The 23197-nt window shown below is 33.6% G+C and carries 20 protein-coding genes and 1 riboswitch; of the genes, 11 read left to right on the top strand and 9 right to left on the bottom strand.

Annotation, left to right across the window (positions count from 1 at the left end):
• Positions 1–123 precede the first annotated feature (123 nt).
• Complete coding sequence (locus ERX46_RS03725; protein ID WP_130092481.1) at positions 124–1236, bottom strand: ABC transporter substrate-binding protein; 1113 nt, start codon at positions 1234–1236, stop codon at positions 124–126.
• Between the two features lie 399 nt (positions 1237–1635).
• Here ERX46_RS03725 and ERX46_RS03720 point away from each other — a divergent pair, with 399 nt between their 5' ends.
• The 6 genes from ERX46_RS03720 (at position 1636) to ERX46_RS03695 (ending at position 9707) form a co-directional block, all read left to right on the top strand.
• Complete coding sequence (locus ERX46_RS03720; RefSeq protein ID WP_130092480.1) at positions 1636–2082, top strand: hypothetical protein; 447 nt, start codon at positions 1636–1638, stop codon at positions 2080–2082.
• 115 nt (positions 2083–2197) lie between these two features.
• Positions 2198–2389: riboswitch (cobalamin riboswitch) on the top strand.
• Between the two features lie 140 nt (positions 2390–2529).
• Complete coding sequence (locus ERX46_RS03715; RefSeq protein ID WP_130092479.1) at positions 2530–3495, top strand: DUF4465 domain-containing protein; 966 nt, start codon at positions 2530–2532, stop codon at positions 3493–3495.
• A gap of 9 nt (positions 3496–3504) precedes the next feature.
• A complete protein-coding gene (locus ERX46_RS03710) occupies positions 3505–5490 on the top strand; it encodes a TonB-dependent receptor (RefSeq protein ID WP_130092478.1) in 1986 nt (661 codons plus the stop codon).
• On the top strand, positions 5477–6529 hold the full coding sequence (locus tag ERX46_RS03705; protein WP_130092477.1) for a YncE family protein: 1053 nt from the start codon (positions 5477–5479) through the stop codon (positions 6527–6529). The genes ERX46_RS03710 and ERX46_RS03705 overlap by 14 nt, the downstream gene beginning before the upstream one ends.
• On the top strand, positions 6522–7508 hold the full coding sequence (locus ERX46_RS03700; protein WP_130092476.1) for a T9SS type A sorting domain-containing protein: 987 nt from the start codon (positions 6522–6524) through the stop codon (positions 7506–7508). The genes ERX46_RS03705 and ERX46_RS03700 overlap by 8 nt, the downstream gene beginning before the upstream one ends.
• 156 nt (positions 7509–7664) lie before the next feature.
• Positions 7665–9707, top strand: coding sequence for an OmpA family protein (locus tag ERX46_RS03695; protein WP_130092475.1), 2043 nt, complete (start codon positions 7665–7667; stop codon positions 9705–9707).
• A gap of 144 nt (positions 9708–9851) precedes the next feature.
• Here ERX46_RS03695 and ERX46_RS03690 read toward each other — a convergent pair whose 3' ends face one another.
• Positions 9852–11150: a mechanosensitive ion channel family protein gene (locus ERX46_RS03690; protein ID WP_130092474.1), complete on the bottom strand. Its 1299-nt coding sequence runs from the start codon at positions 11148–11150 to the stop codon at positions 9852–9854.
• Between the two features lie 35 nt (positions 11151–11185).
• Here ERX46_RS03690 and ERX46_RS03685 point away from each other — a divergent pair, with 35 nt between their 5' ends.
• The gene (locus tag ERX46_RS03685; protein ID WP_130092473.1) at positions 11186–11743 is read left to right on the top strand and encodes a CPBP family intramembrane glutamic endopeptidase; all 558 of its coding nucleotides are present in this window, start codon (positions 11186–11188) and stop codon (positions 11741–11743) included.
• A gap of 72 nt (positions 11744–11815) precedes the next feature.
• Here ERX46_RS03685 and msrA read toward each other — a convergent pair whose 3' ends face one another.
• Entirely contained in the window at positions 11816–12349 is a 534-nt protein-coding gene (gene msrA, locus ERX46_RS03680; protein WP_130092472.1) for a peptide-methionine (S)-S-oxide reductase MsrA, read from the bottom strand.
• A gap of 65 nt (positions 12350–12414) precedes the next feature.
• The gene (locus ERX46_RS03675; protein WP_130092471.1) at positions 12415–13692 is read right to left on the bottom strand and encodes a tetratricopeptide repeat protein; all 1278 of its coding nucleotides are present in this window, start codon (positions 13690–13692) and stop codon (positions 12415–12417) included.
• A 197-nt stretch (positions 13693–13889) separates the two neighbouring features.
• On the opposite strand from ERX46_RS03675, the gene pruA reads away from it, so the two are divergent.
• A complete protein-coding gene (gene pruA / locus ERX46_RS03670) occupies positions 13890–15518 on the top strand; it encodes an L-glutamate gamma-semialdehyde dehydrogenase (protein ID WP_130092470.1) in 1629 nt (542 codons plus the stop codon).
• A gap of 131 nt (positions 15519–15649) precedes the next feature.
• Complete coding sequence (locus tag ERX46_RS03665) at positions 15650–15934, top strand: FtsB family cell division protein (RefSeq protein ID WP_130092469.1); 285 nt, start codon at positions 15650–15652, stop codon at positions 15932–15934.
• A 140-nt stretch (positions 15935–16074) separates the two neighbouring features.
• On the opposite strand, the gene ERX46_RS03660 is transcribed toward ERX46_RS03665, so the two are convergent.
• From ERX46_RS03660 to ERX46_RS03640, 5 genes are all read right to left on the bottom strand, one after another.
• Positions 16075–16578, bottom strand: a complete 504-nt coding sequence (locus ERX46_RS03660) for a hypothetical protein (protein WP_130092468.1) — start codon at positions 16576–16578, stop codon at positions 16075–16077.
• 23 nt (positions 16579–16601) lie between these two features.
• On the bottom strand, positions 16602–17882 hold the full coding sequence (locus ERX46_RS03655) for a Glu/Leu/Phe/Val family dehydrogenase (RefSeq protein WP_242494526.1): 1281 nt from the start codon (positions 17880–17882) through the stop codon (positions 16602–16604).
• 322 nt (positions 17883–18204) lie between these two features.
• Entirely contained in the window at positions 18205–18678 is a 474-nt protein-coding gene (locus ERX46_RS03650) for a nucleoside deaminase (protein WP_130092467.1), read from the bottom strand.
• Positions 18679–18804: 126 nt separating this feature from the next.
• The gene (gene dnaJ / locus ERX46_RS03645; protein ID WP_130092466.1) at positions 18805–19932 is read right to left on the bottom strand and encodes a molecular chaperone DnaJ; all 1128 of its coding nucleotides are present in this window, start codon (positions 19930–19932) and stop codon (positions 18805–18807) included.
• An 8-nt stretch (positions 19933–19940) separates the two neighbouring features.
• On the bottom strand, positions 19941–20513 hold the full coding sequence (locus ERX46_RS03640; protein ID WP_130092465.1) for a nucleotide exchange factor GrpE: 573 nt from the start codon (positions 20511–20513) through the stop codon (positions 19941–19943).
• Positions 20514–20835: 322 nt separating this feature from the next.
• Between ERX46_RS03640 and yaaA the strand changes: the two genes are divergently transcribed.
• Both yaaA and rocD read left to right on the top strand, forming a co-directional pair.
• A complete protein-coding gene (yaaA, locus tag ERX46_RS03635) occupies positions 20836–21600 on the top strand; it encodes a peroxide stress protein YaaA (protein WP_130092464.1) in 765 nt (254 codons plus the stop codon).
• A gap of 164 nt (positions 21601–21764) precedes the next feature.
• The gene (rocD, locus tag ERX46_RS03630; RefSeq protein ID WP_130092463.1) at positions 21765–23048 is read left to right on the top strand and encodes an ornithine--oxo-acid transaminase; all 1284 of its coding nucleotides are present in this window, start codon (positions 21765–21767) and stop codon (positions 23046–23048) included.
• Positions 23049–23197 lie beyond the last annotated feature (149 nt).

The raw sequence follows: 23197 nt of genomic DNA, 5'->3' as shown, positions 1-23197 counted from the left end.
TTTTGAAGATGATTTTTTATTTTAAAAATCACTATTACCAGATTAAATAATTTCATATCTCAAAAAATGAAATTTGCGTTTAAAACTTACTCTCTTTTTTTAAAGTCAAAAACAGAAGAACTATTATGGCAATAATTCATAAAATGTCAATTCGCTCTCTTCGAATAAATCTGGGTGAAATATTTTACCCAAATCTTCTAATATTTTGTGTGGCTCAACTGGAGAGTTCTCCCAAAAACAATTGGTGTTATTAAAGTAAGTATAGAGTTTTCCCAATCTTACGGATTCAAGTAATTCAAACTTCTGACTTTGTTTTAACAAATCATTTTTTGAAGAAACTCCAGCATTCAACCAATATTCTGATTCTTTATTATTAGTGATTACTTCCTCTAAGCTCAGACTCAAGCTTCCAGTACCTTTCGTTTTGGCATACACATAATTGATATTGGCATCTTTAAAAAGTTGCGCCATATAGCTTTCCCCCGCGGGTACATTAAAAACATCTCCAAAATAAGTCCCAGCAAAAACACTTGGCCCTTTCTTAGTCAATTTTAGTTTATCCGTGATGGCATAATAATTAGATTTGATTTCCTCAAAAATAGCTTTAGCTTCTTTCTCTTTATGAAAAAGTGCACCATAAACCATGATCCACTCTGCTCTTCCCATTGGATGAGTTTCTTTCCATTCAAAAATTTTGAAAGTTTTCAAATTAGCTTGAGCGAGTTTACTTAAAATTGGAGCTTCATCATTAAATCCTGAGTAAAGAATAATGTCGGGATTAACAGCTACAAAAGCTTCTGGATCTGACATTCCGAAATCACCAACTTCAGCTACCATTGAATTACTCACAGGATTACATAAGTATTTATAATTGGATACTCCAGTGATTTTTTCTTCTAAGTTTAATTTTCGCAACATTCCAACTTGTGTTGCTGACATTGCTACAACACTTTCCATATTATTTGGAAACATGCCGTTAATAGGTTCATCGGTTTTGGCAACTTTGTAGGAATTAAGCACAACTTTTGAGTCGGGATCTATAATATTTATTTCTAAGAATGTGTGGTGATGAATGATTTGAAAAGCTTTTGCAAATTCATTTTCTAGGGTATCAGTTGTCAATGTCGCATCAACTACGGCAAAATCTTTCTTTTGATCCGTTTGACAAGCAGAAAATGTAATAAGAACCAAAATACCCATTAAAAGGTATTTACCAACAAGCGATAGATTATTCATAAAAGCAGTTAAATATAGTTTAAAATATTGATGATTTGAGTTAGCAAAAATAGAACGAATAAAGTATACACATTACTATAATTCGTTAAAAAACACTATTACTCCAAATAAGCACATTGAATTATAACCATTTCAAAAAATTATTGATCGGTAAATAGTTGTACTTTACACAAGCGCGAGAAATTATAAAAATCTGCATTAGCAACCCTTATGATTGGTTTTAAAAATAATTTCAGTCTATTTTAATTCAAATAAATAAGATTAAAAACACATAACACCTCAAAAAAATTTCATAAAACGAAAAAATTATGGATATTTACAAAGTTATAGGAATAAGAATTCTACTTATTTAAAGTTGATTCTATTAAAAAGACTGATAATTTCAAATAATTAAACTCTATGAAAACAATAAAACTACTATCTCTTGGGCTATTCGTAGCAGGTGCTATGTTATTTTCAAGTTGTAAAAAAGAAGGATGCACAAATCCTACAGCTAACAATTACGACGCAAAAGCTAAGACAAGTGATGGCTCATGTATATATACTGCGGAAGTTGTTTTCTGGTTTAAGGAAAATCTTTCAATAGCATTACAGAATGCAGAAATTAAAGAACTTAATTATTCGCTTAATGGTGAACCTTTGGGGAAATCTGGAACTGATAAATTCTGGGAAGAAGCTCCTGAATGTGAAACTGCAGGAACTATAAAGTTTTCGAAGGAACTTACTAAATCAAATTCAGAGCCTTTTTATTGCAAAATTGTTGATAAAGAAGGAGTAAAGCTTTGGGAAGAGCTTATTACTTTAGACACAGATTCTTGTAGAATAATTCTTCTTGATAGCTTCTAGAAATTGGTAATTCTCTAAAGGAGAAAATATTATAAAGTCCGCAAAAACTAAATTGTTTTTGCGGACTTTTTTGTTCCCAAAAAAAGATAGTTTGTTTAATCCAAAAATCAATCTAACTTTGCGTTACATTTTAGAAATGTATGTGAAAATCATACAATAAGGAATCTTGTTAAAATCAAGAACTGTATCTGCAGCTGTAAGCTTTGTAAGTTTTTTTCATGAAACCACTGACATGTCTCTCGACAGTTGGGAAGGTAGAAAAGAATAAGAAGTGAGTCAGAAGACTTGGCTAAAATGCGTTTAAGGAGACTTCAGAATAAAGTCGGACTTATCACATAAGCTATGTTTATTGACTTCATAGTTTCGATATTTCTATTCTTTTCGAGCATTTGCTCAATTTGTTGTCTTCATTTTATTAATTGTTTAATTTATTTTAAAACTTAAAAAATGAAGAAATTTTACTTTCTAGCAAGTGCGCTACTTGCTGTAACAACTCTAAAAGCGCAAACAACTGTAGATTTCGAAGACTTAACACTTCCAGCAGAGTCTTATTACAATGGAGATGATGAAGCTGGTGGTTTTCTATCTGGTGATGTAACTTTCGGAAACGATTACAACGTAGCTTGGGGTTCTTGGTCTGGTTTTGCATATTCAAACACAACAGATAACACAACTTCTGGTGCTATGAATCAATACAGTGCTTATCCAGCAAGTGGTTCAAATAACTCTGAAATTTATGCTATCAACACCAATTCAGATACGCTTCGTTTCCAAGCTCCTGGTGCTAATTTGCTGAGCTTAGACTTAACAAATACAACATACGCTTATCTTTCAATGCGTGATGGTGATGCTTATGGAAAACAGTTTGGCTCTTCAAATGATGCAAATGGAGATGATGATGGAACAAACGGAGAAGACTTCTTTTATGTAACAATTTTCAATCATGACGCAACGGGAAGTAAAGTCGACTCAATCAATTTCTATTTAGCAGATTATCGTTTTCCAGACAATAATGATGATTACATTATTGATTCTTGGACAACAGTTGACCTTTCTTCATTTACCAATGTAAGTTTTCTGACTTTCTCCTATCATTCTTCTGATGTAGGAGGATTCGGAATGAATACTCCTAAATACTTTGCTCTGGACAATCTAGTTTATGAAAGTACTTTAGGTTTAAATACAATTGAGAAAGCAGATTTCGCAATGTATCCAAATCCTGCTGAATCGACTTTAAACATTGAAGGTATTGCTGGAGATTTCAAAATTTACAATACAAATGGTTTAATGGTTTCAGCATTTAAAAACTTTGACATTACGACTATTGATATTTCTGCATTAACACCTGGTATTTATATCGTTAAAGTTTCCACAGGTTCGGCTTTCGCTACAAGAAAGTTAATCGTTAGATAATTTATTTATATGAACTCTACAGGCATAAATAGTAAGGTTTCACATGTTATTTTAACGTGTTGCTTGCTATTTATGCCTTATTTTTTATTCAGTCAAAAAGACACGACCGTATTTAATGAAGTAACAATCAAAGCAAATCATTTGAAGGTTGAACAACATACAACTTTGAATGAGAATCAAATTGATCAATTGGCACCACATGATTTAGGTAGTTTACTGCAGTACATTAATGGAATAACCATAAAAAACTATGGTGGAATTGGTGGAATGAAAACACTCTCTCATCGTGGACTTGGTGGAGAACACACCCAACTAATAATTGACGGATTACCAATTAGTAATCCTCAAAATGGTCAAACAAACTTGGCTAACATTCAATTGAATAATGTTGAGGAAGTAGGTCTGAGTCATCAAAATACAGATCAGCTTATTCCTGTTTCAGGCTTAGTAAAAGGAAGTTCAGTTCAACTAAAGACATTCGACCAACAATTTTCACCTCATCACTTATCAGTTCGCAGTAGTCTTACAATGGGTAGTTTTGGTCAGAAAGAAGGTTCTATTGGTTTAAAAAAAGGAGGTCAAAAAACATTTGTGAGTTTTACAGGAGGTTACAGAACTTATGATGGAGATTATCCTTATGAATTAAAATTCGGAAATGAAACTCAAAAAGTTTTCCGTAGAAATAATGCTTTGCAAGATTATAATCTTTCGTTAGGAGCGGGTTTAAAATGGAGAAAAGATAAAACCAGTCACCAATTGAAATTTTCAGGAAAGAGAAGTGCTATAGATCAAGAGTTGCCGGGCGCTGTCATTCTGTATAACAATATGGCACAGGAAACTTTAAAATCAGAAAACACGAGTGCGGGACTTAATTATGGAATCATCAATAAGAAGTTTGCATTAAAAGCCTTCGCTCAATATTCAAAACGATTCATTCATTATAACGACCCAACTTATTTGAATACAGCAGGTTTTTTAGACAATCAATACACCACAAATTCATTCATTTCTGGTTTTCATGTGAGATATAACTGGAATAAATTTACCTTTCATGCAGGAAATGATTTTGGCTATGACGCTTTAGAAAGTTCCAGAAACCTAGGTAAACCAGTAAGAAACTCTAATACGGCGATGCTAAAAGTTGGATATCAAGCCAAATATTTCAATATTGAGTCCAATTTGTTTTCTCAGACTTTTGAAGATAGAAACTCAACTCAAACACATAGAGAAGTTTATCACAAAATTCATCCACAGTTGTCTTTCTCAACTTCTGATTCACTTTTTAAGAATCTTCAATTGTTTGTTTGGTACAAACCTTCTTCTCGTGCTCCTTCCTTTAATGAATTGTATTATTCTCAAGTAGGAAATAAATCTTTGGTTCCAGAAGAATCTTCTCAATTGAATATAGGATCACGTTACATCAAAACATTCAAAAAGGTTGAATTTTCGATACAGGGAAATATATTTAAAAACTTAGTGAGTAATAAAATCATCGCTTTACCCACTCAAAACTTATTTGTTTGGTCTATTCAAAATATTGGAAAAGTAGATGTCCTAGGTGGAGATATTCATTTTAATGTAAACATGAAGTTGAATAAAAATTGGAAATTTAACATTCAAAGTGGAGTAAGTTACCAAAAAGCAATCGATGTAAGTGACGAAGATTCTCCGACTTATAGTCATCAAATTGCATACACACCTGCTTTAACAGGAAATGCAATGGCGAGTGTTTTCTATAAAAAAGCGGGATTACATTTTACAGGTTTATACATTGGAGAACGTTACAGTTTAAATGAAAACGTTTCAGGAAATCGATTAGATCCATATATGGTATTTGATGTTTCAGCGAATTATTCATTTAAGCTGAAAGAAAAACAACAATTAAAGCTTCATGTAGGAATTAAAAATCTTGGAGATACTTCTTATAATTTCATCAAATATTATGTGATGCCAGGAAGAAACCTTTTTATAAAATTAAGTTATGAATTCAATTAAATACTTTTTCATTGTGCTGTTAGTTCTATCTTCTTGTAAAAAAGATAAGATTGAGGACATTCCAATGAGCGACAATTTAAAGAATGGTCTTTTGGTATTAAACGAAGGATTGTTTCAGCATAACAACAGTACTTTGACATGGATAGATTTATCTACAAATACGGTGCGAAATGATGTTTTTCTTGATAAAAACAGTCGTCCATTAGGTGATACAGGAAATGACATCATTGTTTATGGAGGTAAGATTTATATCGCTGTAACTGGATCGAGCACTGTTGAAGTGTTAGACAAAAAGACTTTAAAAAGTGTAAAACAGATTAATTTCAATTATAACAATCAGTCTCAAGAGCCGAGGAAATTAGCTTTTCATAACGGAAAGGTTTTCGTGTCAAGTTTTGATGGATATGTTAGCGCAATTGACACTGTCTCTTTACAAATCACTAAAAGAATAAAAGTGGGAAGAAATCCAGAAGGTGTTTGTGTTGCTAATGAATCACTTTTTGTTGCTAACTCTGGCGGATTAGATTTTCAAAATCCTGACACAACCGTTTTTGAAATCAACTTGAATACAATGAGCGTTGTCGATACTTTTGTAGTTGGTGAAAACCCTGGCTCAATAATAGCGGATGATTTCAATAATATTTATGTGGTTAAAAGAGGTGATTATACCTCTACTCCATCAGAACTGATTCGTATAAATACCGTTGATAAATCTGTAACGAATTTAGGTTTAGAAGTCACTACACTTTCAAAAAGAGGAAACTTACTTTATTTGAGTCATTTCAATCACAGTACATCCTCTTCTACAATTTCAATATTTGATTGCGCTTCACAAACATTAATCAATCCAAATTTCATAAATAACCAAGACATCACAACATTGTATGGAGTTTTACCATTCAAATCGGATGAAATTATTTGTTTGGATGCCATGAGTTTTACAAATACAGGATATTTACGCTTTTTTAATCAATCAGGAAATCTGACACAAAGTATCAAAGTCGGATTAAATCCCAATTCAATAATACATTATGAATAAGTATATTTTTATTTTATTGAGCACTTGCTCTAGTTTGACTTTCGGACAATCTTATGCACCAGCTGCTGGAGAACCCGGATCCACAGCAATAGAATATAACAATCCAATATTTGTAGGTTGGGCAACGAATGTTGAAATCGAGAGAGGATTTATAGACATTAGCGACACGACAGTTTATTATGATGGTTCAAACAAAGCTACTTTCGGAAGTCCAGCAAACGCCATTGGATCAGCATCAAATATTACGACAGATTGTGTTTCTTTAGGAGACAGTGGAATAGCAATAGTAACTTTTGATTCACCAATATTTAATGGTTCAGGACCAGATTTCGCTGTTTTTGAAAATGGATTATCAAATACGTTTTTAGAATTAGGACATGTTGAGGTAAGTTCTGACGGAATCAATTACGTAAGATTCCCTTCCCATTCTGAAACACAAACCAATACTCCAATAGGGAGTTTTGGAATGCTTGAGCCAACTTATTTGCACAACCTAGCAGGAAAATACAAAGTAGGTTTCGGAACACCTTTCGATTTGGAGGAATTAAAAGACAGTTTAGCTTTAGACATTACTCATATTTCCCATGTTAAAATCATTGATGTCGTTGGAGCACTTGATGGAAGTGGAACAATGGACGCGTATGGAAACAAAATAAACGATCCTTACCCTACTCCATTTGCATCTGGAGGATTTGACTTGAATGCAGTTGGAGTAATCCATCAATACGTTGTAGGACTTTCAACTGAAGAAATTAGTTTCAATGTTTACCCAAATCCTAGTAAAGGAATTATCAATATAGATTTTAATGATAAGGAGGTGAAATCATTGAGCATTTATAACAGTTTAGGTAAACAAGTTGAGCAAATATCAGTTTTAAATTCCACAGAAACCTTAATTTTTGAGCTACCAAAAGGAGTTTACTTTATACATGTTCAAAGTGCAGATAAAGTAAAAAGCAAACGCATTGTAGTTCAATAATGTTTTGTTGAAATATTTTAAAATCATTCATTTTTAATCGAATGAAATTTAGCACCATTAAAAATTGGTGCTTTTTTTGTTTAAAACTGTAACATTTAGCCTCTGAAAACGTTATAAAAGCTATATTTATGTATTGACATTTTTTACGCTAATAATATGATTAAACTTTATCCTCTTTTTACTTTTCTTCTATTGATGCCAACAGTTCTTTTCTCTCAAGTTGAGGATGAATCTTGTATGGAACCAGGTAAGAAAACTCTTAAAATTATTGAAAAAGCAAAAAAAGAGGCACCACCTGAAGCTTCCACACTTTTTAGAGAAGCGATCGGAGAAGAACCAGACAATGCAATGGCTTATTATGAATTTGCCATATATGCTTATGAAAACGCATTAAAAATTTATGAATCAGATCCTGATCCTAAGCGTGGTGATAACTACATGAAAGTTGCTGAAAAACTTTTCATTCAAACAATTGAAAGATGTTCTGATTACCATTCGAATTGCTATTATTATTTAGGAATAATTAATTACACTTTTGATAACCCAAAGGAGGCAATGAAATATTTTAAGCAATTTCAAAGCTTTGATAGTAAGGAAATGGATCGTTTTTCAAATGATCATGAAAAAAGATTAAAAGATGTAGCTGAAGTATTAGGGAAATTTAAGGAAGAGCAATCTTTCTATGAAACAGAAGTCCCGTTTTCTCCAAATAAAGTAAAAAATGTAAGTACAGGTCAAGATGAATATTTTCCAATGATTTCGCCTGATAATGAGCTGATTTTCTATACACGAAGGGTTGACAGAACTGCTAAAGGCGATATTATTTCTTCAATAAAGGAAGAGTTTACATGGTCTAAAAGAAAAGATAACAGAACCTATTTCGACGGTGGAAAACCATTAAACGCACCATTTAATGACGGACATTTTGATAGTTATGGCGCAGCTACTTTATCTGTAGACAACAAGGAAATGATAATTTGTGCATGTCGAGATGAAAATGTGAGAGGCCAAACCTATAGAAATTGTGATTTATATGGAGCTTTCTATGAACGAACAGGGAAAGGTGGAAATGATTATGTTTGGTCAGAATTAAAAAATCTGGGCGATGGAATCAACACAATTGACGGTTGGGAAGGTCAACCAACTATGTCGGCAGATGGAAACACATTGTACTTTGCAGCTATTCGTCCTACGACACAAAACGATGATATTTTTTATTCTAAAAGATTAGCAGATGGTTCATGGGGACCAGCACAACCATTTACAGAAATCAATACACCAGGAAAAGACAAGAGTCCATTTTTCCATCAAGACAGTGAAACATTCTACTTTGTATCAAGTGTTAGTGCTCAAAGAAAAGGACTTGGCGGAACGGATATTTTTTACATCAGAAAACAAGATGACGGAACGTGGTCTAAGCCAAAAAACATTGGTTATCCTATAAATACAGATGAGGATGAAATCGGATTATTTGTTTCAATTGATGGAAAAGACGCCTATTTCTCTTCACGTCAAAAAGGTGTTTGGGATATTTATTCATTTGAATTATATGAAGAAGCCAGACCCAAAGCTGTTGTAATTGTAAAAGGTGAATTGAATAATGAGGACAATACCCCTATTGAGGATGTTGAAATAGAAATAGCTTATTCCAATTCAGATAAAGTAGACAAGATAAGAGTCAATGGAAATGATGGAAAATATGCTGCTGTCGTAAAATTAGAAGACAAAGGTGATGTCATGATTAATGTAAAAAAAGAAGGACATGCTTTTGATTCACAGATTATCACTAAAGAAGAATTAGCAAAAGGAGAAACCATTCGATCAAAAGACATGGAAGTTAGAGAGATCAAGGTTGGTGAACCTTACACGATTAATGACATTCTTTACAACACAGCATCGGAAGAATTATCTGAAAGAGCTCAATTTATTCTAAAGCAATTTGCTCGTTTCTTAAATGACAATAAAGACTTTACCATTCTAATTCAAGGTCATACTGATGATGAAGGAATTGCTGACAAAAACCTTAAACTTTCTGAACGAAGAGCTTTGGGAGTTAAGAATTTCTTAATCCAAAATGGAATTGACAAGTCACGTTTATCTGCGCAAGGTTATGGGCAAACACAACCGAAAGTTCCTAATTCAAGTGCGGAGAATAAACGCAAGAATCGTAGAACAGATTTTGTAATTGAGAAAATGTAGGGTTACTGAAGAATTGAAATAAGAAATAATTAAGTGTTAGCAAGAGATATAATCTCGCGCTAACACTTTGAAAAAACTCGTGGAAACATTTAAAAAAAACTAACTCGGGTAAACAAGCGGACAAGCATTAAATAAAAATCTCATTTATAAACTCTTATCAGCAACCAACATTCTCAAATCTGAACCTGTTACCTCTTGGTGAACTTGAAGTTCAAAGCGATCTACAACAGCAAATAGATGATCAAAAATATCAGCCATAACGACTTCGTATTCTGCCCAAACTTTTGTGTTTGAGAAACAGTATAATTCAATTGGAAGTCCTTTAGAATCGGGTTGTAATTGACGCACCATTAAAGACATTTCTTGATTTAAATCAGTGTTGTTCTTTAAATAATACTCAACGTAGCGACGAAATAAACCAACATTTGTAGGACGTCTAGCATTGATTTGATATTCATCCATCAAACCATGTTCTTTGTTGTATTGCTCAACTGCTTCTTCTTGTTCTAGAATAAAAGCTGTAAGTAATTTAGTTTTTGACAAACGAGCCAACAGCGCATCATCAGCAAATTTTATAGTTTCAATTTTCACATTTAAAGAACGTTTTATACGACGTCCTCCAGAATCTGACATTCCTCGCCAGTTTTTAAAACTATCTGAAATAAAACTATAGGTCGGAATCGTTGTAATCGTTTTATCAAAATTTTGAACTTTTACAGTCGTTAAATTGATTTCAATTACATCTCCATCTGCACCATATCTTTCCATTGTCACCCAATCCCCTATTCTCAGCATATCGTTGGCTGAGATTTGAATACTTCCAACAAATCCTAAGATGGTATCTTTAAAAACCAACAATAAAATTGCGGTCATTGCTCCTAAGGAAGTCAGGAAAAACAATGGAGATTGATTTGTAATAACAGAAAGTAAAATGATTACAAATACAATTGATATAATCAGTTTTACTGTTTGAATATAAGCTCCAATTGGTTTATCAGAAAAGTAGGGTTTATCTTCTAAAACTACTCTAACTGCATTTAAGAAACGTCGAATACTAATTAGGATTACCAGAACAATTAAGAAATCATTGATTCGAATAACGAATTCCAGCACTTTAGGATAAGAAAAGAAAACAATGGAAAATAAATAATCCATAAAAACCAATGGAAGAATGTGGGCAATAGAATTAAAAAATTTCTTTTGAACCAATAAATCATCAAGTTTCGTTTTACTTCTTAGCGCAATAGTTTTGATAATCGCAAGAAGTACCTGTTTTGTAAGGAACCATATCAAAATAGAAAGAACAGCCATCCCAACAAGTAAGGCCAGCATCCATAAAACTTCATGACTTTTGTAAGCAGAATTATTTAGCAATTCTTCAATCGGGGCTGATTTATCGATGGAATAAAAGGTTTTAATCCAATTAAAAATTAACTCTTTCATGGTTTTAATTATTTTTAAGCAAAAGTAATAAAACTATGCGTCCGAAGGTACAATTCCACATATTAAGCTGGCTTACACTCCTTGTATTTCCATTGATTGGATTATCCTTATTGTGGTTTTTTGAAGATGTTGAAATTATTTCTGTATTAGAACTAGATCGCTTTTTTAGTCCTTTAACTTTAATCGGATTGGAATTTGGTTTTATTTATGGATTTCTTGTTTTAGGAATTTCACAATTTCCGATTTTTGAAGAAATGTCAGGCCCTCAAATGCGCATGTTGAAAAACCTAAAACTGAATTGGGCGGATATACTTTTCATGTCTTTTTGTGCTGGATTTGGTGAGGAGATTTTATTTCGAGCTGGACTACAAACGTGGCTTGGACCTTGGTTAACCACTTTTTTATTTATTGCAATTCATGGTTATTTTAATCCCAAATCTTGGAAAAAAAGTATGTTGGGAGTGTTACTTTTTCCATTCATTTTAATCCTTTCCTATGCTTATGAAGTCTTTGGTTTGTGGTTTTGCGTTGCAGCTCACTTTTCTTATGATTTGTTGATGTTTATGGGAGTTTTGGGTAAAAATAAAGATTGATGATTGACAATTGATAATTAAAAGATTAGCTTACCTCCTGAAAGTTTTTACCCTCCTTCAGACCAGCAATACTTATTTCAACATTTCAGAGAAAGCTGCCTTAAACTTTTCTACTTTCGGTCTCACAACAGCCAAACAATATCCTTGTTCTGGGTTTCTTTCATAGTAATCTTTGTGATCACTTTCAGCATCGAAATATGTGGTTAGCGGTTTGATTTCAGACACAACTGGATCATCATACGCTCCAATTGAGTCTAACTTTTTTTTGTATGCTTCAGCCAGATCTCTTTGCTCTTCATCATGATAAAAAATAACAGAACGGTATTGGCTTCCAACATCATTTCCTTGTCGATTTAATGTTGTAGGATTATGAACGTACCAGAAAATTTCTAATAGCTCTGAATAGCTAATCACATCAGCGTCAAAAACAATTCTAATTACCTCTGCATGCCCAGTTCTGCCTTCACAAACTTCACGATATGCCGGATTTTTAATATGTCCACCTGCAAAACCAGGTTTCACTTCTTTCACTCCTTTTAACTGAATAAAAATTGCTTCGATACACCAAAAACATCCAGCGCCAAATGTTGCTTGTTTTTCAGTCATTATTGATTCTTTTTTGTGTAAAAATTTGAAGTTAACTTTGTTGATTTATGATCTTTTTTAGAGAGTTATTTCTTTGATGATCTTCTAAAAAAGTAGATGAACACCAGTAATACGAGCATACAAGTAAATACTATCCAAACCCAATTACTAAAAATAGATTGATATTCAGCGACCTGACCATAGAGTTGATCCTCACGAATTCCTCCTGTATTGATAGCTTCTTTTTCAGATTGAGCATGACTCAGTTTAAGCGCATTTATCTCTTTGTAACTTTGTTGTTTAGCTAGTTTCTCTTGCGTTGAGATGACTTTTATAAGTACTGCAATCTGATTGTTTTTCTGATCTAAAGTGTCATAAACATAACTTAATTGCATTAATGCTTCCTTTTGGCCTTTTAGATTATTCGCCTCCTCGGCAATTTTTAAGGAGTAGGCATAATTTACAATTGCAGAATCAAATTTAGCAGCTGCATAATAAAAGTCACCCAAATTATAATATCCTTCTACAATGAAATACTTATCTCCTGCTTTTTGGCGGTAGGCAAGTGCCAATTGAAAATATTGCTCAGATTTCTGCATCTCTCCAGATAAATACTCCGCAATGGCAAGATTGGTATACCCATTTGCAACAGCTGTCATATTCCCTGCTGTCAATCCACTTTCCATGCTGCGCGTAAAAAAATCTATGGCTAGCTTATTATCATTTTGATTAAGGTACAATTGCCCCATCAATCCATAAGCAGCTGCCAATCTTCTCATTGCTCCATTCGCTAAATTAAAGTCAATGTAATCTTGAATCATGTCTTTAGCTTCTTCAACCTTTCCTTGATTCAAGTAAATACGACTCAAGTTAAAAACCGAAAGCATTTTAAACCGTTCTTCTCCTGAAGCGATAGCAAACTCTGATGATTTATTATAAAGTAATTCTGCTTGTGCCAATTTTCCTTGTAGAAAAGCTGAATTTCCAATACAATTATAAACATCAGCCAACATTGTATCATTTTCTACTTTGTGGTAATGTTTTTTAGCTTTTTCTAATTTAGTTTCTGCTTCTTCAAAGAGTGAATGATTCAATAAATAAGGTCCAATTCCATAATTTGCTAATGCAATTGCATCGTGATTTTTATTTTTAATTCCTTCACTTAATAAATCATTTACATAATAAAGGACACTGTCTTGCTGATCAGATTCAAATTTTTGGAAGAAATAAAAGAACAGCTCCATCTTCTTATTTAGAGAAGCAGTTTCATATTCTTTTAATTTATCGCTTACACTTTCTTGTGCAAAAGAGAAATTGAAACTAATCAAGAAAACAACCGATATAAATAATTTGACCTGTTTCATAAAAGAAAGTAAAGTGTTCCTACAAAAATAGAAAAAAATGGACTGATATCGTGAAACGAGCAACAAATGTTAAGGAACAAGCCATCAACTTTTAAAGAATTGTTAATCACTAGCAGAACAAGTAATAAGTGCAAGTGATTTGTTTTGATTTCAGTTTATGAATGGCTATTTTTGTGATATAAAAAAAGAATCTAATTATGGCAAATGCACATTTCAAAGTACCGGAAGCAATCAATGAACCAGTTAATTCATACGAACCAAATTCTAAAGAGGTAAAATCTTTACTTGGTAAATATAAAGAGATGAATGAACAGGAGCCAATTGACGTTCCAATGTATATAGGTGATAAAGAAGTAACAACTTCGAACAAAAGAGTTTTAACATCTCCACACGATCACCAAAAGGTTTTAGGTCACTATAACTATGGTGAAAAAGAGCACGTATCTCAAGCAATTGAAGCGGCAATGGCTGCAAAAGAAAAATGGTCTAACCTTCCATGGGAAGAAAGAGCGAGTATTTTCTTGAAAGCTGCAGATTTAATATCTGGACCTTACCGTGATAAGTTGAATGCTGCAACAATGTTGGGTCAATCGAAAAACGTTTACCAAACAGAAATTGACGCGGCATGTGAAACAGCTGACTTTTTCAGATTCAATGTTCAATACATGTCTGAAATATATGCAGAACAACCAGCATCTTCTCCAGGAGTTTGGAACAGATTAGAATGGCGTTCTTTAGAAGGTTTCGTTTTAGCGATTACACCTTTTAACTTTACTGCAATTGCGGCAAATCTTCCATCTGCTCCGGCAATGTTAGGAAACGTGGTAGTATGGAAACCAGCAGAAACACAAATTTATTCTGCTAATGTATTAATGGAGATTTTCAAAGAAGCTGGAGTTCCTGATGGAGTAATCAATATGGTTACAACTGGAGGAGCAAATATTAGTGATGTTGTATTTAAGCACAAAGATTTCGCTGGATTACACTTTACAGGTTCAACAGGAGTTTTCCGTACACTATGGAAAACAATTGCAAACAATATTGAAAACTATAAATCTTATCCTAGAATTGTTGGTGAAACAGGTGGGAAAGACTTTATTATGGTTCACCCATCTTCTAAAGCAGATATGGTTGCTACGGCAATTGCTCGTGGAGCTTTCGAATTCCAAGGTCAAAAATGTTCTGCTGCCTCTCGTGCTTATGTTCCAAGTAACTTATGGGAAGCTGTTAAAGAAAACGTTATTAAACAAGTGAGTTCATTTAAAATGGGTTCTCCTGAAGACACAAAAAACTTTGTTACAGCAGTAATTAATGAGAAATCATTTGACAATATCGCTGAGTATATCGATTATGCAAAAGAAAGTAAGGATGCTGAAATCATTGTAGGTGGAACTTATGATAAATCTAAAGGATATTTTGTTAGTCCAACGATTATCGTAACAACAGATCCTAAATTCAAATCAATGGTTGAAGAGATCTTTGGCCCTGTAATTACAATTTATGTTTACGACGAAAACAAATTCGATGAGACATTAACTTTATTGGATGAGACTTCAGAATATGCTTTGACAGGTTCTATTATCAGTCAAGATCGTTATGCGATTAGTCATGCATTGCGTAAATTAGAAAATGCTGCAGGTAATTTCTACATTAACGACAAACCAACTGGAGCTGTTGTAGGTCAACAACCATTTGGTGGAGCGCGTGGTTCTGGAACGAATGATAAAGCTGGAGCGAAACTTAACCTTTTACGTTGGGTTTCTGCACGTACAATTAAAGAAACATTTGTTCCGGCAACGGATTACAAATATCCTTTCATGGGATAATTGATAAATGATATATTTTAGAAAAGTCCAGGATGAAAGTTCTGGACTTTTTTTATTATTAACATCTAAACATTTATAAAACTTAATCTCTTCATCACAACATCTTCAATTTATCTTTACATTTGTAGACAATGAAACGATTAAAGCACTTTAAGAATAAATATGTCATTACAGGCCTTGTGTTTGTGGTGTATATGTTATTTCTCGATGATGTTGATGTTTTCAATATTGCCAGGCAGGAAATAAAACTCAACAAATTAGAGGACGAAAGAGAAATGCTTTTGGAAAAATTCACTGAAACAAAATCTACACTTGATCAACTCCATCATACAGATGCTTTAGAGCGTTTTGCTAGAGAAGAAAAGCTTTTTAAACGCGATAATGAGGATATTTTTGTGATTGTTACAGAAGAGTGATTGACATCTCCCAATAGTCTGCCTCCTATTAAACGCATAAATACAACAATCAAAAGTTCAAGTCATAAAAAACGCAACATGAAATCATGCTGCGTTCTTTAATATATGTCTTTGTAATTTCTAAATTCGTTTAAGCAATTTTACAATAGGTCCTTATGTACAATTTCACCTTTGGTCAGAATTTTTGATCTAGAAAAAAGTGAGATAAATTCTGACTGTACAGGATCACCTAAATGGAAACGTACAAAATTGACGAATTTATCTTTGAATACTCCTGTGTTTTCACTGTCATTGATAGCTTCAAAACTATATAAGTCAATGTTCTTGTGCATAAAAAACTTTAATTGCTCTCTGTCATTCACAAAATCAATATTGGCAATAATTACTTTCGATCCCATTGGATGTAAAGGTGCAGATATTGGGTTTTGAAAAAGAATTAAGTCCGAAGATTGTATAACATCATCGCTATTATCTCTTATGAAACATCCTTCTAAAGCATATTCATTATCGCTATAACCACATTCAGTTCCAGCATTTGATTGAATAAAAACATCAACAAATTTACTTATTGCACGAATATCCTCTGGTGAAGGCATCGCAACGGTACTGCAAACATCTCCTTTTACTATTCCAATATTATTCATAATTCATAGTTTTATTTAGAGATTTATGGGAATACCCCACGCTCCATATAAGTTTGTTGAATTCTTTCAAGTGCTGCAATATACGCACCTGTTCTCCAATCTGTATTGTATTTTTTTGCTGTATTTACAGTTCTTTCAAATGCTTCACTTAGTTTTTCACTAATCATTTTCAAAACAGTATCGATATGGTAGTTTTCACTTCTTTTATTCTGCAACCATTCGTAGTAACTTCCTGTCACTCCTCCAGCGTTACAAAGAATATCAGGAATAACATCTATTCCTCTAGAAAGAAGTATTTTTTCTCCGTCAACATCAGTTGGTCCATTTGCTCCTTCAGCAATTAAACTTGCTTTAATTAAATGTGCATTGGCCTCTGTAATTTGATTTCCTAGAGCAGCTGGAATAATAATATCACAATCCAATAAAAAGAATTTGTCGTTATCCATTTTTTCTGCGTGCTCGTATCCACTAATTAATCCACTATTGTTTCCAACGTGATTATGTAGTTTTTCAGTATCAATTCCGCTATCATTAAAAATAGTTCCACTTGCATCTTGCACAGCGATAAGTTTCGCTCCTAATTCTAACATGAAATAAGAAGCCCAATAACCAACATTACCAAAACCTTGAACGATGAATTTCTTTCCAGATAACTCTACTCCTTTTAGTTTTGCCCATGATTTAATAGAAGCAACAACTCCGTATCCTGTTGCACGATCTCTTCCATTTAATCCACCGGATCCAACAGGTTTCCCTGTTACAACGTGAAGATTAAGCATTCTCGTTGAAGGAGATTTTGTAGAAGCAAAGGTATCTGCAATCCAAGCCATAATTTGCGGATTGGTATTCACATCTGGTGCAGGAATATCTACATCAGGTCCGATATTTTCTCCTAAAGAATAGGTAAAACGTCTTGTAATCCTTTCTAATTCTCCTTTTGAATAGAGACTTGGATCAATTGTAACACCTCCTTTTCCTCCACCATACGGCAAACCAGCTAATGCTGATTTCCAAGTCATCCAAATCGCTAATGCTCTTGCTTGAGTAATATCAACAGTAGGATGAAAACGCAAACCTCCTTTATAAGGACCTAGCGCATTGTTATGTTGAACACGGTAACCGTTAAAAACTTCAATTGTACCATCATCCATTTTCACTGGGAAATGGACACTAATTTCACTATTTGTAGAAGCTAAAATCTTTCGGACTCCAACATCTAAACCCATTACATCAGCAGCTTGATTAAACTGTCTCATAACGTTATCGTACATACTAGGTTTTTTCTTGTTTTTAGCGTTCTCCATTTTTATTTTTTTGCTTGATTCAAGGGGCATACTAATCTTGACACCACTTTTTTTCAAATTTATTAATCAAATATAATATTTTGATGTCTCTAAATACTAATTTATTTTAACTTTTATTCTTCATCTCTTTATAAATAGGGTCTGGCGGAAATATAAAAAAAATAAATATAGATTCTTTTACCTCTCATTTACTTTTTCTTAAAGTCTGATAAGTTTTCCGATCATGTGGCACATTCTTCAATAAAGGAATCTAAATTATCTCTAAAAAATTATGTGATTAATCAAAATCTCTCTTATTCAACCAAACACTATTTAGCTGAAATTAATATTCTGTTTTATCCATTTTCTTTTCCCAGTTTTGAAAAGCAACAATTGCTTCCTCTCTCATAAACTGGCTTGTTTTTACACGTCTATTTTCTACTGAAACATTGAGTTCGTCATAAATAAATGAATCGTCAAAACCTATATCAGCAGCATCCTTTTTGGTATTTGCAAAATACAATTCATCTAGTCTTGACCAATAAATTGCGCCTAGGCACATAGGACAAGGTTCGCATGAAGAATATATTTCACAACCCACTAATTCAAATGAATTTAATGCTTTACAAGCTTTTCTTATAGTGTTTACTTCCGCATGTGCAGTTGGGTCGTTATCTATTGTTACACTATTTGAACTTTCGGCTATAATTTTTCCGTCTTTCACAATTACTGCTCCAAAAGGACCGCCGCCATTCGCTACACTAATCGTGGAAAGCTCAATTGCTCTTCGCATATACTCTTTCTGTATCTCCTTCATTTGATTTCTATTTTTTATAAATTTAGAAAAACATCAGACAATTCAAAAGTTAAAGTCCAATAATAAAAAAGCACCCATTCCGATATCAGAATGAGTGCTTTATATTTTTAGTACAATAATTTAGAATTAATTACTAAACATATCTTTTACACGTTGAAAGAATCCTTTCTCTTTCCCATCTGGGTTAGGGTGAAAGTTTTCACTGTCACGGAATTTCTCGACAACTTCTTGCTCTTCTTTTGAAAGATTTTGAGGTGTCCATACATTAATATGTATAAACTGGTCACCTGTTCCATAGTTTTGAACACTTGGTAATCCTTTTCCTTTCAAACGCAGCATTTTACCACTTTGCGTTCCTGGCTCAACCTTTATACGTGCTCTACTTTTAATAGTTGGCACTTCAATAGAAGCTCCTAAAGCAGCATCAGCAAAATTAATGAAAGCTTCATAATGTACATTTTGTCCATCACGGCGCAATTCATCGTGTTCTTTTACTTCAATAACAACCAATAAGTCTCCTGCAATTCCGTCAAACGGTCCAGCATTTCCTTTTCCGCTTACAGAAAGTTGCATTCCATCTTCAACTCCTGAAGGAATATCCAATTCGATAACTTCTTCCTTTCGTTCCAATCCTTGCGCATCTGCTCCAGAAGGTTTTTTATCGATAATCTTACCTGTTCCTTGACAATTAGGACAAGTCGTTGCAGTTTGCATTGCGCCTAAAAAAGTCTGTGTAACACGATTTACTCTTCCGGCACCTTTACAAGTACTACAATCTTGGAAAGTAACTCCAGTTGCATTAACTAATTTATTGACACGAATTTTCTTTTTAACGCCATCCGCTACCTCATCCAAAGTCAACTTAATTTTCACACGAAGATTTGTACCTCTAGCAGTTCTTTGACGCGTGCTTCCGCCGCCTCTTCTACCTCCAAAACCTCCGCCACCTCCACCGAAGATGTCGCCAAATTGAGAGAATATGTCATCCATATCCATTCCTCCACCGAAGCCACCTCCACCAGATCCATCAACACCAGCATGACCAAATTGATCATAACGTTGTTTTTTCTGATCGTTAGCTAAAACTTCGTAAGCCTCTGCAGCTTCTTTAAACTTATCTTCTGCCGCTGTATCATCAGGATTTTTGTCGGGATGATACTTTAAGGCGAGTTTACGGTATGCTTTTTTAATTTCAGGAGCTGTCGCGTTACGACTAACACCTAATACTTCATAATAATCTCTTTTTTGACTCATAATTATTTTTATTGACCTACTACGACCTTCGCGTATCGCAATACTTTGTCATTTAGAAAATATCCTTTCTCAACTACATCAACTACTTTTCCTTTCATTTTCTTGTCTGCAGGAATATTTGTAATTGCTTCATGGTGATCAATGTCAAAAGTTTGCCCTTTGCTTTCCATCGCCTTCAATCCTTTATTTAAAAGAATGTTGTTGAATTTATTGTATATTAATTGGTAACCTTCTTTAATAGAATCAGCATCATCAGAATTCTGATTGTTATCTATTGCTCTTTCGAAATCATCCAAAACAGCCAACATTTCTTTTACAACGCCTTCACTAGCATTTGAAATAAGGTCTCCTTTTTCTTTGATTGTTCTTTTTCTGAAGTTTTCAAAATCAGAATATAAACGTAAATATTTATCGTTTAAACCAGTGATTTTATTCTCTAATTGTTCTTCCACAGATAATTGCGGCTCAACTTCTTCAGTTGTTTCATTTTGAGTATCTCCAGCTTGTTCTGCCGAATTATTTGCTTGTTCTGCCGCTTGCTTTTCTTGCTCAGCAGCTTCTTCTCTATCTCGTCTTCCCATTATTGTCTATTTTAAACCAAAACCCCATGAGCAAATTCATTGCCATTGTGCTTATCGGGACAATGTGTCATAGTAGCATGGGTTTTGTTGAAATAGTGTCAGTTTATACAGACAAAAAACCATGACAAATGGGTTTTGCTAAATCTTATTTGAGTAGTGTTTGAATTAGTATCTTATCTTCGTTCATACGTTGAACAAATTAACAAATCATCGAATTAACAGATACCTTTTAGAATCATAAAAGAAAATTGAAACTCAGTAATGAATACGACAATGCTATGCGTCTTTAATTTTGTATTTTTGAGATTCAAATTAAAGTTTTATGAAAATATTATTGTCCCCAGCAAAATCTTTGGATTACGATCAAAAAATTGAAACTCCATTTACTGAAAAAGCACATTTTTTAAAGGAAGCTGATTATTTAGCTAAGAAACTTCAAAAAATGTCTAAAAAGCAATTGGGAGAGCTCATGCATATCTCAGAAAATTTGAGTGACTTAAATTACAAACGTTTTCAAGAGTGGGAAAAGCCTGAAACTTTAAGTGATAATGCAAAACCAGCAGTTACAGTTTTTACTGGTGAAGCTTATAAAGGACTGGATGTTTCAACCTTCTCAAAGAAAGATTTTGAAAATGCACAGAAAGATTTGATAATTCTCTCGGGAATGTATGGAATTCTAAAACCTTTAGATTTAATGTATCCTTACCGTTTGGAAATGGGAACACGTTTAAATTTAACTCCAAAAACGAAGAATCTTTATGCATATTGGGGAAGTCAATTGGCGGAGTTCATTAATAAGGAAACAAAAGAAGATGAAATTATTGTGAATTTGGCTTCTAATGAATATTTTAAAGCTGTAGATAAAAAAGTACTGAAACCGAGAATCATCACCCCTGTTTTTAAGGATTTAAAAGGTGACAAATTCAAGATTATTATGATGTATGCAAAACATGCGCGTGGTGCTATGACAAGAGATATTATTCAAAATCAATACAAAGATGTGGAGGATTTGAAAGGATATAACGTGGATGGTTATGGGTATAATGAAGAGATGTCAACGGAGGATGAATGGGTGTTTGTTCGTTAGGAGCATTCGTTTTTTACAGTAGTGTCGCACGGCCGTGCGACGCTACTGTAAAAAAAAAACGAAATTACTGAATTTTTTATTTCCCTATTGAATCCCTATATTTGCAAGAGCCTTGGTGTTTTGACCGACATAACACATTTTATAAACGACAAAAAACAAATTTTATGAATACAACAACAGAAAAGTTATCTTCAGAAGACATAATCAAAATGGAAGAAAAGTACGGAGCGCACAATTATCATCCGTTGCCAGTAGTTTTGGCGAAAGGTGAAGGTGTTCACGTTTGGGATGTTGAAGGAAAACATTATTACGATTTTCTTTCTGCTTATTCTGCTGTAAACCAAGGTCATTGTCACCCGCATATTATCGGTGCATTAAAGAAACAAGCTGAAACATTGACGCTTACTTCTCGTGCATTCTATAATGATGTATTAGGTCCTTTTGAGAAATATGCAACTGAAACTTTCGGTTTTGATAAAATTTTAGCAATGAACTCTGGTGCTGAGGCAGTAGAAACAGCTATTAAAATCTGTAGAAAATACGCTTACGAAAAAAAGGGTATTCCAGAAAACCAAGCGAAAATTATTGTTTGTGAAAACAACTTCCACGGAAGAACAACGACAATTATCTCATTCTCAAATGATGATAATGCCCGCGATAATTTTGGACCTTACACACCAGGATTTATCAGAATTCCTTATAACGATACAGCGGCTTTAGAAGAAGCATTAAAACAAGAAAATGTTGCTGGATTCTTGGTTGAACCAATTCAAGGTGAAGCTGGAGTTTTTGTTCCAGACGAAGGTTATTTGGCTGAAGTAAGAAGATTATGTACAGAAGCTGATGTTTTGTTTATTGCTGACGAAGTTCAAACAGGTATTGCAAGAACAGGTAGTCTTTTAGCAGTTTGTGGAGATTGTTCATGTGGTTCTAAATGTGAGCAAAAAGCACCAACTTATGTTCGTCCAGATATGGTTGTTTTAGGAAAAGCAATTTCTGGTGGAGTTTATCCAGTTTCAGCTGTTTTAGCAGATGACCATATTATGGGTGTTATTCAACCAGGTCAACATGGTTCCACTTTTGGTGGAAACCCGTTAGCTGCTGCGGTTGCTGTTGCAGCTTTAGAAGTTATCGAAAATGAAAATTTAGCTGCAAATGCTGATAAAATGGGGAAATTGTTCCGTAAGGAAATGGACCGAATTATTGAAGGTAGCGATTTAGTTAATAAAGTACGTGGTAGAGGTTTATTGAATGCAATTTTAATCAACGACACAGAAGACAGCACAACAGCGTGGGATCTTTGTATGGCAATGAAAGAAAATGGTTTAATAGCAAAACCAACGCACGGAAACATCATTCGTTTCGCGCCACCATTGGTAATTAATGAAGAGCAATTGATGGAATGTGTTGGGATTATTGAGAAGACGATTACTGAATTTAAGAAATAGAAATTAGGTTAATTAATTATATTTAAGGAAGCTGACTGTAATGGTCAGCTTTTTTTTGTTTGCAGCAACCTTCTTCGCATATTTTAAGAAACTATGAAACGACTATTTTACAAAAAACCTTAAATTAGTCCATACGTCTTCACGACACA

The sequence above is a fragment of the Brumimicrobium glaciale genome (assembly GCF_004152935.1).
Taxonomy (GTDB): domain Bacteria; phylum Bacteroidota; class Bacteroidia; order Flavobacteriales_D; family Crocinitomicaceae; genus Brumimicrobium; species Brumimicrobium glaciale.
This window is presented reverse-complemented; position numbering and strand designations above follow the sequence as displayed.

Excerpts from the sequence above, each read along its gene's own strand:
- ERX46_RS03725 (WP_130092481.1), bottom strand. The coding sequence starts at position 1,236 with ATGAATAATCTATCGCTTGTTGGTAAATACCTTTTAATGGGTATTTTG.
- ERX46_RS03720 (WP_130092480.1), top strand. The coding sequence starts at position 1,636 with ATGAAAACAATAAAACTACTATCTCTTGGGCTATTCGTAGCAGGTGCT.
- ERX46_RS03715 (WP_130092479.1), top strand. The coding sequence starts at position 2,530 with ATGAAGAAATTTTACTTTCTAGCAAGTGCGCTACTTGCTGTAACAACT.
- ERX46_RS03710 (WP_130092478.1), top strand. The coding sequence starts at position 3,505 with ATGAACTCTACAGGCATAAATAGTAAGGTTTCACATGTTATTTTAACG.
- ERX46_RS03705 (WP_130092477.1), top strand. The coding sequence starts at position 5,477 with ATGAATTCAATTAAATACTTTTTCATTGTGCTGTTAGTTCTATCTTCT.
- ERX46_RS03700 (WP_130092476.1), top strand. The coding sequence starts at position 6,522 with ATGAATAAGTATATTTTTATTTTATTGAGCACTTGCTCTAGTTTGACT.
- ERX46_RS03695 (WP_130092475.1), top strand. The coding sequence starts at position 7,665 with ATGATTAAACTTTATCCTCTTTTTACTTTTCTTCTATTGATGCCAACA.
- ERX46_RS03690 (WP_130092474.1), bottom strand. The coding sequence starts at position 11,150 with ATGAAAGAGTTAATTTTTAATTGGATTAAAACCTTTTATTCCATCGAT.
- ERX46_RS03685 (WP_130092473.1), top strand. The coding sequence starts at position 11,186 with ATGCGTCCGAAGGTACAATTCCACATATTAAGCTGGCTTACACTCCTT.
- msrA (WP_130092472.1), bottom strand. The coding sequence starts at position 12,349 with ATGACTGAAAAACAAGCAACATTTGGCGCTGGATGTTTTTGGTGTATC.
- ERX46_RS03675 (WP_130092471.1), bottom strand. The coding sequence starts at position 13,692 with ATGAAACAGGTCAAATTATTTATATCGGTTGTTTTCTTGATTAGTTTC.
- pruA (WP_130092470.1), top strand. The coding sequence starts at position 13,890 with ATGGCAAATGCACATTTCAAAGTACCGGAAGCAATCAATGAACCAGTT.
- ERX46_RS03665 (WP_130092469.1), top strand. The coding sequence starts at position 15,650 with ATGAAACGATTAAAGCACTTTAAGAATAAATATGTCATTACAGGCCTT.
- ERX46_RS03660 (WP_130092468.1), bottom strand. The coding sequence starts at position 16,578 with ATGAATAATATTGGAATAGTAAAAGGAGATGTTTGCAGTACCGTTGCG.
- ERX46_RS03655 (WP_242494526.1), bottom strand. The coding sequence starts at position 17,882 with ATGGAGAACGCTAAAAACAAGAAAAAACCTAGTATGTACGATAACGTT.
- ERX46_RS03650 (WP_130092467.1), bottom strand. The coding sequence starts at position 18,678 with ATGAAGGAGATACAGAAAGAGTATATGCGAAGAGCAATTGAGCTTTCC.
- dnaJ (WP_130092466.1), bottom strand. The coding sequence starts at position 19,932 with ATGAGTCAAAAAAGAGATTATTATGAAGTATTAGGTGTTAGTCGTAAC.
- ERX46_RS03640 (WP_130092465.1), bottom strand. The coding sequence starts at position 20,513 with ATGGGAAGACGAGATAGAGAAGAAGCTGCTGAGCAAGAAAAGCAAGCG.
- yaaA (WP_130092464.1), top strand. The coding sequence starts at position 20,836 with ATGAAAATATTATTGTCCCCAGCAAAATCTTTGGATTACGATCAAAAA.
- rocD (WP_130092463.1), top strand. The coding sequence starts at position 21,765 with ATGAATACAACAACAGAAAAGTTATCTTCAGAAGACATAATCAAAATG.